The sequence below is a fragment of the Microvirga thermotolerans genome (assembly GCF_009363855.1).
GTDB lineage: Bacteria > Pseudomonadota > Alphaproteobacteria > Rhizobiales > Beijerinckiaceae > Microvirga > Microvirga thermotolerans.
This window is the reverse complement of record NZ_CP045423.1, coordinates 217,208-229,471: the sequence shown is the minus strand read 5'-3', so window position 1 is coordinate 229,471 and position 12,264 is coordinate 217,208. Positions and strand designations below refer to the sequence as shown.

10 protein-coding genes are annotated in these 12,264 nt (G+C 71.2%); 3 read left to right on the top strand and 7 right to left on the bottom strand.

The features are described 5' to 3' along the window. Positions 1-51 precede the first annotated feature (51 nt). A complete protein-coding gene (locus GDR74_RS01015) occupies positions 52-474 on the bottom strand; it encodes an OsmC family protein (RefSeq protein WP_152587610.1) in 423 nt (140 codons plus the stop codon). A gap of 169 nt (positions 475-643) precedes the next feature. On the opposite strand from GDR74_RS01015, the gene GDR74_RS01010 reads away from it, so the two are divergent. After that, a complete protein-coding gene (locus GDR74_RS01010; protein ID WP_152584555.1) occupies positions 644-1,285 on the top strand; it encodes a DUF1345 domain-containing protein in 642 nt (213 codons plus the stop codon). 31 nt (positions 1,286-1,316) lie between these two features. On the opposite strand, the gene GDR74_RS01005 is transcribed toward GDR74_RS01010, so the two are convergent. Together GDR74_RS01005 and GDR74_RS01000 are read right to left on the bottom strand one after the other, a co-directional pair. Beyond that, entirely contained in the window at positions 1,317-1,877 is a 561-nt protein-coding gene (locus tag GDR74_RS01005; RefSeq protein ID WP_152584554.1) for a regulatory protein RecX, read from the bottom strand. Next, entirely contained in the window at positions 1,874-2,611 is a 738-nt protein-coding gene (locus GDR74_RS01000; RefSeq protein WP_152584553.1) for a phosphatase PAP2 family protein, read from the bottom strand. Before GDR74_RS01000 ends, GDR74_RS01005 begins: the two co-directional genes overlap by 4 nt. A 256-nt stretch (positions 2,612-2,867) precedes the next feature. Here GDR74_RS01000 and GDR74_RS00995 point away from each other — a divergent pair, with 256 nt between their 5' ends. Next, a complete protein-coding gene (locus tag GDR74_RS00995) occupies positions 2,868-4,127 on the top strand; it encodes a UdgX family uracil-DNA binding protein (protein WP_246179819.1) in 1,260 nt (419 codons plus the stop codon). Here GDR74_RS00995 and GDR74_RS00990 read toward each other — a convergent pair. After that, positions 4,051-5,370 carry a cation:proton antiporter gene (locus GDR74_RS00990; RefSeq protein WP_152584552.1) on the bottom strand — a complete coding sequence of 440 codons (1,320 nt, stop codon included), beginning with the start codon at positions 5,368-5,370 and terminating at the stop codon, positions 4,051-4,053. The two genes, GDR74_RS00995 and GDR74_RS00990, sit on opposite strands and share 77 nt — an antisense overlap. 137 nt (positions 5,371-5,507) lie before the next feature. Between GDR74_RS00990 and GDR74_RS00985 the strand changes: the two genes are divergently transcribed. Next, entirely contained in the window at positions 5,508-7,628 is a 2,121-nt protein-coding gene (locus GDR74_RS00985; protein ID WP_152584551.1) for a transglycosylase domain-containing protein, read from the top strand. 24 nt (positions 7,629-7,652) lie between these two features. On the opposite strand, the gene GDR74_RS00980 is transcribed toward GDR74_RS00985, so the two are convergent. From GDR74_RS00980 to GDR74_RS00970, 3 genes are all read right to left on the bottom strand, one after another. After that, positions 7,653-8,852, bottom strand: a complete 1,200-nt coding sequence (locus tag GDR74_RS00980; protein ID WP_152584550.1) for a multidrug effflux MFS transporter — start codon at positions 8,850-8,852, stop codon at positions 7,653-7,655. A gap of 194 nt (positions 8,853-9,046) precedes the next feature. Then, entirely contained in the window at positions 9,047-10,963 is a 1,917-nt protein-coding gene (locus GDR74_RS00975) for a potassium transporter Kup (protein WP_152584549.1), read from the bottom strand. Positions 10,964-11,308: 345 nt separating this feature from the next. Beyond that, positions 11,309-12,052 (bottom strand): M48 family metallopeptidase, encoded by a 744-nt coding sequence (locus GDR74_RS00970; RefSeq protein WP_152584548.1) that lies wholly within the window; start codon positions 12,050-12,052, stop codon positions 11,309-11,311. Positions 12,053-12,264: the final 212 nt, after the last annotated feature.

Here is a 12,264-nt window from a genome sequence, read left to right as displayed (position 1 = left end):
GGGATTCCGGCCCGGTCTCCCGGGCCGGCCTTTCGGAGGACGGAGCCGCGCCTACGTGAGGGTGAAGGTCATCGCGATCTCGGCGTTGAGCACCTTCGAGACCGGGCAGTTCTTCTCGGCCGCGCGGGCGAGCTCCTCGAACTTCGCGCGCTCGATCCCCGGCACCCGGGCCTGGAGGGACAGGACGGATTTCGAGATCCGGAACCCCTCGCCCTCCTTCTCGATGGAGACGGTCGCCTCGGTGGCGAGCTCGTCCGGCGTGAAGCCGGCTGCCTGCAGCTGGAAGGCGAGGGCCATGGTGAAGCACCCCGCATGGGCGGCGGCGATCAGCTCCTCCGGATTGGTGCCCCTCTCGTTCTCGAAGCGGGTCTTGAACGAATAGGGCGTGGTCGACAGGACGCCCGAGTCGGTGGTGAGATGGCCGCTGCCGTCCCGTCCCGTGCCCTGCCATACGGCCCTTGCCTTGCGATTCATCATGGTCTCCTTCACCGGTTGCGCGCTTTGATCTAGAGCATCGGTCCCGAAAGGGGACAGGCGCCTTCGGATCGAGGCGGTGCTCTCTCCTCCCGTGAGCGCACGGTCGGTCGCGGGACGCCTTGCCGGAACCACGGGTCCGGTGGATCCTCGGACGGAAAGGCATGCCATGACCGGACTTCACGCCCGCTTCCATCCCCGCCTCCTCCTCGCGGTCCTGGTCGGAGCCGCCGTGGCGCTGGCGCTCCCGGAAAGCCTCGTCCTCAATTCGCGGATCCTGATCGGCTGGGACGTGGGGGTCGTCGCCTATGTGGCCATGATCGGCCTCATGGCCCTCCGCTCCTCCATCGGGCAGATGCAGCGGCGCGCCCGCCTCGAGGACGAGGGCGCGCTCGTCATCCTGGTGCTGACGCTGCTCGCCGCCGTCGCCAGCCTCGGCGCCATCGCCGTGGAGCTGCAGGGCATCCGGGGCGACCGCGAGGCGGACACCGCGTTCCGCCTCGCGGTCGCGGGGGTCACCATCATCTGCTCCTGGTTCTTCGTGCACACGATCTTCGCCGTGCACTACGCGCACGAGTACTACGGCGACGAGGGCGAGCGGGGCGGGCTGCAGTTCATGCAGACGCCGAAGCCGGACTACTGGGACTTCATGTACTTCGCGTTCAACTTCGGCGCCGCCGCGCAGACCTCGGACGTCGTCGTGCTGTCCAAGCGCATGCGCCGCCTCGCGCTCGCGCACACCGTCCTGTCCTTCCTGTTCAACACCACCGTCCTCGCCCTCGCCGTGAACGTGGGCGCGGGGCTGATCTGAGCCTCCGGACGGCCCTTTCGGGGCCGCTGCCCTACCCGCCGTCCGGCTCGCGCCCGCCGTCGACGACGCGGCGGGCGACGGGGTAGGAGAAGCCGGCCCGCGCCAGGACGGCGAGGTCCCTGTCCCGGTGGGGGGCGCGTTCGCCGGGGCGGAAGGGCCCGAGCCTGCGGCGGCGGGCGAGCGCCCGGGCGGCCTCCTCCTCCGGGTCCGCGTCCGGGTCGCCGGCCTCTCCCTCCAGGGCGGCGGCGATGGTCTCCCGGTCGACGCCCTTGAGGGTCAGCTTGGCACGGATCGCCCGGGCCGAGCCGCCGCGCCGGCGCAGGCTTGCGACCCGCGCCTCCGCATAGCGGACATCGTCCACCAGCCCGGAGCGGACGCTCCCTTCCACCACCGCGTCGATGGCCTCCAGGAACTCCGCCGGATCCTCGCCGCGCAGGCGGCAGCGCTTCTCGACCTTCCGGCGCAGCACCCGGCGCAGGTTCTCCGCCGAGGAGGCGTAGCGCTCCAGATAGGCCAGCGCGGCGCGCTGGAGATAGGCGGGCGTGACCTTGCGCGGCGGCCTGCGGGCGATCTTCGGGTTCGGTTCGGTCATGGGGGGGCCGTGCTCTCGCCCGGCTTCTCCACCTGGCCGCCCCGCTGCAGCTGCAGCGCCACGAACCAGCACAGGGAGGCCCAGGCCGCGCCGACGGTCCAGCCGCCGAGCACGTCGCTCGGCCAGTGCACGCCGAGATAGATGCGGCTCGCACCCACCAGCAGCGTGGCGGCCACCGCGAGCCCCATGATGAAGGCCTTGATCCGCCGCCGCTCCTGCACCCGGGAGAGCAGCGCCCCGAGGGTCAGGTAGGTGACGGCGGAGAGCATGGCGTGGCCGCTGGGAAAGCTCGCGGTGTAGACCTGGGTCGCATGGGGCACGAGCTCCGGCCGGGGCCGCTCGAAGCCGAGCTTGAGCCCGGTCGAGAGCAGCGCTCCGCCCACCACCGCGACCGCGACCAGCGCCGCCGCGCCGCGCTTGCCCGCCATGAGCAGGTAGATCACCGACGACGCCGTCACCAGGGTGAGGATGGCGTAGCCTCCGAGCCCGGTGATGTCCCGGGCGGATTCCTCCAGCCATCCCGGCCCGAGCGGGTCCGCGAGGTTCTGCGGGCTGCGCAGGGCGAGCAGGATCGCCGTGTCGAAGGCGTGCGTCTCGCCCTCGAACACCTCCCCGGCGAGGGCGATGAACGCCCAGGCGAAGAACCCGCATCCGGCAAGGGACACCAGGGGGCCGATCTCGTTGAGGCGCAGGCGGAGCCAGAGGCGGGTGGCGGGGGCGAGGATGGTTTGCATGCTGCCAAGATAAGGACCCTTCCCTCCGGTGACGAGACCCGCCGCCTCCGGGCCGAAGGGGCGGTGCGACGACGCGCCCTCGCGGGGATTCTCGCCCGGGGGATCGTCGCTTGCTAGAACGAATCATGAACGAAAGCAAGCAGGGACGAGGAGGCAGCCGGTGGACGGAACGGACGGCCGCGAAGGCGGGAACCCTGGGCGTCCGGGCGTGAGCCCCGCCCTGGGCTCCCGTCGCGTCGTTCTCGGGAGGGGGGCCGTGCGCCGCCTGATCGCCGAGGAGCTCGCGCCGCAGCACGTCGCCTTCGCGGTCGCGGACGCGCCGGATCCGGCAGGACGGGCGAAGGACGGGGCGCCGCCGGTCCTTCTGCCCCGTGCGGTGGGCGAGATCGTCGGCCTCGTCGTCCGTCACAGGGACCCGGAGCGCTATGCCCTGCTCTACCAGCTCGTCTGGCGCGTCCTGAACGGCGAGCGCGACCTCCTGCGGATTCCGGGCGATCCGCTGGTCCACCGCCTCGGCCGCATGGCGCGGGCGGTGGAGGACGACATCCGCGCGATGCAGGCGCGCCTGCGCTTCCGTCGCGACGCGGCGCATCCCGACCGGCTCGTGGCGCGGTACGAGCCGGAGCATTTCGTTCTGGAGGCCGTGGCGCCGTTCTTCGCGGACCGCTTCCGGTCCGTTGCCTGGACGATCCTCACGCCCCTCGGCTGCGTGCGCTGGGACCGGGCGGCGCTCGCCTTCGGCCCGCCCCCGTTCGATCCGTTCCGGGGGGCCGCGGCCCCCGGACCGATCGGGGCTGCGATCCAAACCGCGCGGGCGCGCGTTGAAGGAACGAACGAGCAGGAGAGCGCCATGGCCGACAGGAGAGAGACGGAGCACGACCCGGAGCGGAAGGCCCGGGAGCCCAGGACCCTGCAGGAGCTCAACGCCGCCATCGCCGCGGCCGGTCCCCTCGTGCCCGGGGCGACGCAGGCCGTGTTCGGCGAGGGCCCGGCCCATGCGGACATCGTCTTCGTCGGCGAGCAGCCGGGCGACCAGGAGGATCTGCAGGGACGGCCCTTCGTGGGGCCCGCCGGCCGGCTGTTCGACAGGGCGCTGAAGGAGGTCGGGATCGACCGGGACGAGGTCTATCTCACCAATGCGGTGAAGCATTTCAAGTTCGAGCGGCGCGGCCACCGGCGGATCCATTCCAAGCCGACCGCCGGGGAGGTGAGGCACTACCGCCCCTGGCTCATGAAGGAGCTGGAGCTGGTCCGGCCGAGGCTCGTCGTCGCCCTGGGCGGCACCGCCCTCCTCGCGCTGACCGGCAAGCAGACGCCCATCTCCCGCTCGCGGGGGCGGGCCCGGTTCGGCGGCCTGAACGGCTACGTGACCGTGCATCCCTCCTACCTGCTGCGCCTGCCGGACGAGGAGACCAGGCGCCGCGCCTACGAGGACTTCCTCAGGGACCTGGCGCAGATCCGGGACCTGGCGAAGGCGGATCCGCAGACGGGAGAGCTTCCCCTCGCGGCGGAATAGGCGCCTCCGGGACGCGGGCGCGGCGGCGGCGGTCGAGCCGGCTCATGGCCGGGGTCACCGTCACCCCGTGGAGGAGAATCGAGACGAGGACGATGAGCCCCGCCGTGCTCCACAGGAGGTCCGGCGCCTCGAACCGGCCCCGCTGCAGGGCGTAGGCGAGGTAGTAGATCGAGCCGATTCCGCGGATGCCGAAGAAGCCGATCGCCAGCTTCTCGTCGGCGGGGCGCGGGACGCCGAGAAGGCAGATCCAGCCCGCCAGGGGCCGCACCAGGAAGATCGCCAGGACGGCGAAGACCACGGCGGGCCAGGTGAGGGCCGCGAGGAGGCCCGCGCCGGTGATCGTTCCGCCGAACAGCACGAGCACCATCATCATGAGCAGGCGCTCCAGCTCCTCCGCGAAGTCGTGCAGGCGCTTGTGGTAGGGATGCCCGGCCTGCGTGGCGCGCAGGGCGAGGGCCGCCACGAAGACGCCGAGGAAGCCGTAGCCCCGCGCCATCTCGCACAGGCCGTAGACCAGGCAGGTGATGCCGAGCGCCACGAAGCCCACCCCGGTCCGCGAGAGGCGGGCGCGGTTCGGCAGGTGGAAGGTCAGCCAGCCGAGGCCGCGCCCGGCGAGATAGCCGACGCCCGCCCCGACCGCGATCTTCCACCCGACCGCATAGACGAGCCACTCCGCGAAGGTCCCGGCCCCCGCATCCCGCGTGAGGAAGACCGCCAGGAGCACGAAGGGAAAGGCGAGGCCGTCGTTCAGGCCGGCCTCGGAGGTGAGCGAGAAGCGGACCTCGTCCTCCTCGCCGCTGCCGGGCGGCCCCACCTGCACGTCGCTGGCGAGCACCGGGTCCGTGGGGGCGAGGGCGGCGGCGAGGAGAAGGGCCGTGGCGGCCCCGAGACCCAGGAGGCCGTGGCCGAGGAGGGCGAGGGCCGCGATGGTGAGCGGCATGGCGATCCCGAGGAGCCGCCAGGCGATCCTCCAGCGGAACCAGCCGAAGGGGCGGTCGATCTTCAGCCCCGCCCCGAGCAGGGCGATGATCACCACGAGTTCGCTCAGCCGCTCGACGAGGGCGATCCGCTCGCCGGGATGGGGGATCACGCCCGGCACGTCGGGAACGGCGAAGATCGCCGCGCCGAGGGCGACGCAGGCGATCGGGAGCGTCAGGGGCAGATCCTTGAGGACCATCGGCAGCCAGGCGGTGAGCAGCACCACCGCTCCGAAGCCGGTCAGGACGACGATGTAAGGGTCCATGAGAAGGCGAACGCCGTGCAAGCTCGGCAGTTCCGGCCGCGTGAATTCTCGCTTAACCGCCCCTTAAACCGCCACAATTACCGTGCTCAGGACATGCGAAGGCCGGAGGATGCCGGCCGCATGAAGCGGGGTAAGACGTGGCGAACGGACGCGACCGGCGCGAGCCGTCCTTCGAAACGCCGGCGACCGATGCGGGGGCGATGGATGTCCGCCTCTCCCCCGAGGATCGGGCAGGGGGCAGAATGGCGCAGAAACGGGCTTCGCAGGGCGGGACGCCCTCTCCGCGCCGCCCGGCGCGGCCGAAGAAGGCCAGGCGCCGGAGCGGCTCGTTCCTGCGCCGGCTGGCCTACGGCGCGGTGGTCCTGTGCCTGTGGGGCGTCATCGCCGTGGGCGCCGTCGTCGCCTACTACGCCGCCCAGCTTCCCCCCATCGACCAGCTCACGGTGCCGAAGCGGCCGCCGAACATCGCCATCCTGGCGAGCGACGGCACGCTCCTCGCCAACCGGGGCGAGACCGGCGGGCAGACCGTCTCCCTCAAGGAGCTGCCGCCCTACCTGCCGAAGGCCTTCGTCGCCATCGAGGACCGGCGCTTCTACGACCATTTCGGCATCGACCCCGTCGGCATCGCCCGGGCGGTCTTCCGCAACATCACCCACCGCGGCGTCGCCCAGGGCGGCTCGACCCTGACGCAGCAGCTCGCCAAGAACCTGTTCCTCACCCAGGAGCGCACCGCCTCGCGCAAGATCCAGGAGGCGATCCTCGCCCTCTGGCTCGAGCGCAACTACAGCAAGGACCAGATCCTCGAGCTCTACCTCAACCGGGTCTATTTCGGCGCCGGCGCCTACGGGGTGGAGGCGGCGGCCCAGCGCTATTACGGCAAGTCCGCCCGCAACGTGTCGCTCTCCGAGGCCGCGGTCCTCGCGGGCCTCGTGCAGGCCCCGTCCCGGCTCGCGCCCAACCGCAACCCCGAGGCCGCCCAGGCCCGCGCGGAACTCGTGATCGCGGCCATGAACGAGCTCGGCTTCATCACGCCGGGCATGACGAAGACCGCCCTCGGCGCCCCGGCCCAGCCCGTGCGGCCGCGCGGCGCAGGCTCCGTCAACTACGCCGCCGACTACGTGATGGACGTGCTCGACGACTTCGTCGGCACCATCGAGTCCGACATCGTGGTCTCGACCACCATCGACCCGGCCATGCAGGCGGCGGCCGAGCGGGCGCTGGTGGACGAACTCGACTCCAAGGGCCAGAAGTTCAACGTCAGCCAGGGCGCCTTCGTCGCCATGCTGCCGGACGGGGCGCTGAAAGCCCTCGTCGGCGGGCGCAACTACGAGGCCAGCCAGTTCAACCGCGCCACCACGGCGCGCCGCCAGCCCGGCTCCTCCTTCAAGCCCTTCATCTATCTCACGGCCGTGGAGCAGGGCCGGAGGCCCGACGACGTGCGCGACGACTCGCCCGTGAACTACAAGGGCTGGGCGCCGGAGAACTACGACCGCAAGTTCCGCGGCCCCGTGACCCTGCGCGATGCGCTGGCCCTGTCCCTCAACACGGTCGCGGTGAAGCTCAACCTGGAGGTCGGGCCGAAGGCCGTGGTGCAGACGGCGCAGAGGCTCGGCATCGCGTCGCCCCTCCAGGCGAACCCGTCGCTGGCGCTCGGCACGTCCGAGGTCACGCCCCTGGAACTCGTCAGCGCCTACGCGCCCTTCGCCAACGGCGGCACCGGCGTGGTGCCCTACATCATCACCCAGGTGAAGACGACGGACGGCAAGACGATCTACAGGCGGCCGCCCGGCGGCGGCCTCGGCCGGGTCATCGATCCCGCCGCCGTCGCCATGATGAACGAGATGATGCACAACACCTTCGTCATCGGCACGGCGCGGCGGGCGCAGATCCCCGGCTGGGACATGGCCGGCAAGACCGGCACGACCAACGACTACAAGGATGCGTGGTTCGTGGGCTTCACGGGATCCCTCGTCGCGGGGGTCTGGCTCGGCAACGACGACGGCGCCCTCACCAAGCGGGTGACCGGCGGCAACCTGCCGACCGAGGTCTGGCACAACTTCATGAAGGTGGCGCTGAAGGACCAGAAGCCCGTGCCCCTGCCCGGCAGCGAGTACTTCCGCACCGCGCCGGCGGAGACGCCGGTGGCGCAGGCCGGCTCGGGCCCGGCGCCGGCGGGGGAGGGCGCCTGGATCCCGCCGCAGCAGGCCCGCCACCGCGGCCGGGACAGGAACTTCTTCGAGCGGCTGTTCGGGCTGTGATCCGGGCCCGCGGCCGGCGGACGGTCACCGCGCCGCGCCGCTCCTGCGCACCCCCGCGGTGAGCAGGAAGAGCGCCAGGGCGAGGGTGCCCGTGGCGGCGATGGCGAGGGGCAGCGGCAGGGCCGAGCCGCCGAGGTTGCGGCCGAGGACGATGCCGAGGATCGCCGCGAAGGTCATCTGGCAGATGCCGAGGAGCGAGGAGGCCGCTCCCGCCCGCTCCGGGAACGGCATCAGGGCCGAGGCCATGGACTGGGGCATGGTGAGCCCCACGCCCACCGCGTAGAGCGCCATGGGCCCGGTGACGGCCATGAAGGAGCCGATGCCCGTCGCCACCAGGACCAGCATGGCGAGGCCCCCCGCCGCAAGGCAGGCGACGCCGATCCCGATGGTGCCGTCGAGCCCCCGCGCGCCGACGAGCCGCTGCGCCAGGGACGTGCCCAGGATGTAGCCCAGCACCATGAAGCCGAAGGAGAAGGCGTAAGGGAGCGGGCCGAGGCCGTAGCGGCCCTGGAGCACGAAGGACGAGCCGGAGATGAAGGCGAAGAGCCCGCCGTAGGTCAGCATGGAGAGCCCCACATAGACCCGGTAGGCCGGATGCCTGAGCAGGGCGCGGAAGCCGCGCAGGATGGAGACGACGGAGACGGGCACCGGCGATTTCTGCCTTAGCGGCTCGGGCAGCCGCCAGGCCACGGCGGCGGCGAGGGCCGCGCCGCCGAGGATGGTGACGATGAAGTTCATGCGCCAGCCCCCCGCCTGCGTGACGAGGCCGCCGAGCACCGGCGCAAGCGCCGGCACCACCCCCATGATCGTGCCCATGCGCGACAATTCGCGCCCGGCGCGGGGACCCTCGTAGAAGTCGCGCACGATGGCGCGGGCGAGCACGATGGGCCCCGACGCGCCCAGCGCCTGCACGAAGCGGGCGAGGATCAGCGTCTCCACCGTCGGCGCGACGGCGCAGACGAGGCTCGCGAGGGTGAAGAGCCCGAGCCCGAACAGCAGCACCGGCTTGCGCCCGACCCGGTCGGAGACGGGGCCGTAGAGGAACTGGCCGGCGGCGAAGCCGAAGAGAAAGGCGGAGAGCGTCAGCTGCACCTGCCCGGTGCCCGCCGAGAACTCCGCCGCGATGGCGGGCAGCGCCGGCAGGTACATGTCGGTGGAGAGCGGCCCCAGCGAGGTGAGGAGCGCGAGGAGGACGGTCAGGGCGAGGGTGTCGGGCTTGAGCATGGAACCGGCGGGATCGGGACGGACGGCCTCGCGCGTCGGGCGGACATCCGGCTTTCCGCGCCGAAGCGACAGGCCCGTGCGGGGAATGGTGGCGACGGACTCTCGCCGCCTCCTCTAAAGCATCGAACCCGGAAGTGGGAACCGGTTTCGCGCGCGAAAAGATACGCGCCGATCCCCTTTCCGGCGGCGCGGCCCTACACGGTGACCTGCGTGCCCACCTCGACCACGCGTCCCGTCGGAATGCGGAAGAAGTCCGTGGCGTCGCTCGCCGACTTGGCGAGGCCGATGAACAGCTTGTCCTGCCAGAGCGGCATGCCGCCGTGGGCGGAGGGCCGGAGCGAGCGGCGGGAGACGAAGAAGGAGGTCGCCATGATGTCGAACTTGAAGCCCTGCCTGCGCAGGAGCGCGAGCGCGCGGGGAATGTCGGGCGTTTCCATGTAGCCGCAGGCCATCGTCGCCCGGAAGAACGATTCGCCGATGGGCTCGATCGTGACCCGGCCCTCGTCATCGAGGCGCGGGGCGTCCTGGATGACGACGGTGAGGATCACGTTCTGCTCGTGCAGGACCTTGTTGTGCTTGAGGTTGTGGAGCAGCGCCGCGGGTGCCGTCTCCGGGTCGCTCGTCAGGAACACCGCCGTCCCCCTCACCCGGTGCGGGTGGCTCTTCCGGAGCATGGCGACCAGCTCGGCCAGGGGCACGTCGATCTTGCGGGTCTTCTCGAAGAGGATGCGGGTGCCGCGCCGCCAGGTCCACATGACGACCACGAGCCCCGCCCCCACGACGAGGGGCATCCAGCCGCCCTGCGGGATCTTGAGGGCGTTGGCGGCGAGGAAGATCGTGTCCACGAGGAGGAAGGGCGCGATGACCGCGACCGAGGCCCAGAGCGACCATCTCCAGAAATAGCGGACCACGAAGAACGCCATCACCGCGGTGACCACCATGGTCCCGGTCACGGCGAGGCCGTAGGCGTGGGAGAGGGCGCTGGAGGTCTTGAAGCTGACCACGAGGAAGATCACCGCCGCGAGCAGCAGCCAGTTCACCCGCGGCACGTAGATCTGGCCCCTCTCCGTCTCGGAGGTCCAGCGGATGTCCATGCGCGGCAGGAGGCCGAGCTGGATCGCCTGCTGGGTCAGGGAGAAGGCGCCGGTGATCACCGCCTGGCTCGCGATGATCGTCGCCACCGTCGCCATCCCGACCATGGGCAGGAGCGCCCAGTCCGGATAGAGCAGGAAGAAGGGGTTCTCGATCGCGTCCGGAGACAGGAGGAGCATGGCTCCCTGGCCGAGATAGTTGAGGCCCAGGGAGGGCAGGACGAAGAACAGCCAGGCGAGCTGGATCGGCCGCCGCCCGAAATGGCCGAGATCCGCATAGAGTGCCTCGGCGCCCGTCACCGCGAGGAACACCGCCCCCAGGGCGAACAGCCCCGCCGTCCCGTGGGTGGCGAGAAACGCGATCCCGTAGGTGGGACTCAGCGCCGCGACGATGCCCGGCTGGTCGGCGATGTGCCTCAGGCCGCCCAGGGCGAGGAGGGCGAACCACAGCACCATGATCGGCCCGAACCAGGCCGCGACCCGCGCCGTGCCGCGGCTCTGCACGGCGAAGAGCCCGACGAGGATCGCGAGGCTGAGGGGCAGCACGTAATGCTCGAAGGCCGGGGTGGCGAGGTTCAGGCCCTCCACCGCCGAGAGCACGGAGATCGCCGGGGTGATGATCGCGTCGCCGTAGAACAGGGCGGCGCCGATCATGCCGAGCAGGCCGATGACGAACACGTTGTGGCCCAGGGCCCGCTGGGCCAGGGCCATGAGGGTGAGCGTTCCGCCCTCGCCGTTGTTGTCGGCGCGCAGGATGAACAGCACGTACTTGACGGAGACGATGACGATGAGCGCCCACAGGATGAGGGACACGACGCCGAACACCATCTCCCGGGTCGGGGCGCCCCCGGACGCGGCGGCGGAGAGGGATTCCTTGAGGGCGTAGAGGGGGCTCGTCCCGATGTCGCCGTAGACGACCCCGAGGGATCCGAGCGCGAGGGTCCAGAAGCCGGAGCCATGGGCGGCGGGTTTCGGGGCCGATTCGGAAAGGACCGTCCGGTCCTGCGCAATCGCTGGCATCGCTTGATCTGCCTTGAAAGAGGAAACGCTCAGCCGAGCGGGCCCGCGGAAGGGCGGACCCCTTCCGGCCTCGACGGTCTCGTCCTGCGGGTGGAAAGGGCCTCAGGCCCATGGAGGGAACGCGCCGGTCCTGTCGATCCTGCGCTGCAGGCAGCGCCGGCCTTCCGATCTGCGTGGCGACTTTCGTTGCGACTTTCGTTGCGACATGGCCGCATCGTGGCTGTCCATGCGAGCGACGCCGGGAGAGCCGCGGCCCGCCCGATGCGGATGCCGTGTTCCTGCGCCTTCGCGGCGCAGGGAATTAGGCCTGTTGCAGTGCAAAATCAACTGGCAAGAAGGAGAGGCTCACCCGAAGCGGTGCAGGGCGCTACCGTAGGTCTTGAGCCAGGCCTCCGCCTCTTCCGTGCGCGGGCACAGTTCGTGCGCGAGCTTCCAGAACCGGTGGGAATGGTTCAGCTCCCGCAGGTGCGCGACCTCGTGGGCGGCGAGGTAGTCGAGCACGAAGGGCGGCGCCATCACGAGGCGCCAGGAGAAGCTCAAGGCCCCGCTCGCGGAGCAGGAGCCCCAGCGGCTCTTGGTGTCCCGGACGGTGATCCGCTTGGCCTTGACCCCGAGGGCGGCGGTGTGGCGCTTCACGGCCTCGGCGAAGTCGCGCCGCGCCTCGGCCTCCAGGAAGTCCTGCACCCGGCGGGCCACGTGGGGCCGCTCCCCGGCCACCGCCAGGATCGGCGTGCCGTCGGCGGCGCGGGCGGCCTGCGTCGTTCCCCTAATGTTCGACCAATGAACGATCCTGTGGGGCACCCCGCGCAGGGGCACCAGGGCCCCCGGCTCGAAGGGAACCCGCACGGGCACCCGGGCGAGCCGCGTGGCGATCCAGTCGCCGTGGCTGTCGGCAAAGCGCTGGGCGGTGGCGACGTCGGTCCGCTCGGGGATCGTCAGCACGACCTCGCCCGTCGCGTTGGACACGCGCAGGGTGATCCGCTTGGCGGTGGGGCGGCGCTTCAGGGCGACCTTGAAGGTCTGGCCGCCGTGGAAAACCTTGAGATGAGGAGGGTCCGCTGGAACGCGGCGGAACAGGGCGAATCTCATGTCCGCAATCTGCCCCGAAGGGGCAGCATTGTCAGCGCAGCCGTTTGCCGCTCCTCCCGCGGGGGCGAAATCGCATGCGGGCTCTTGACGTCCCTGCAACTCCCCCCACAGCCAGAACTGCCCTGTCACGGCCTTTGATTCCCATCCCTCCGGAGCCCGTCCGGACCGGCGATCCCGCCCCTGCGGAGCCCGGCGCCGGGGAGATCCGCCCG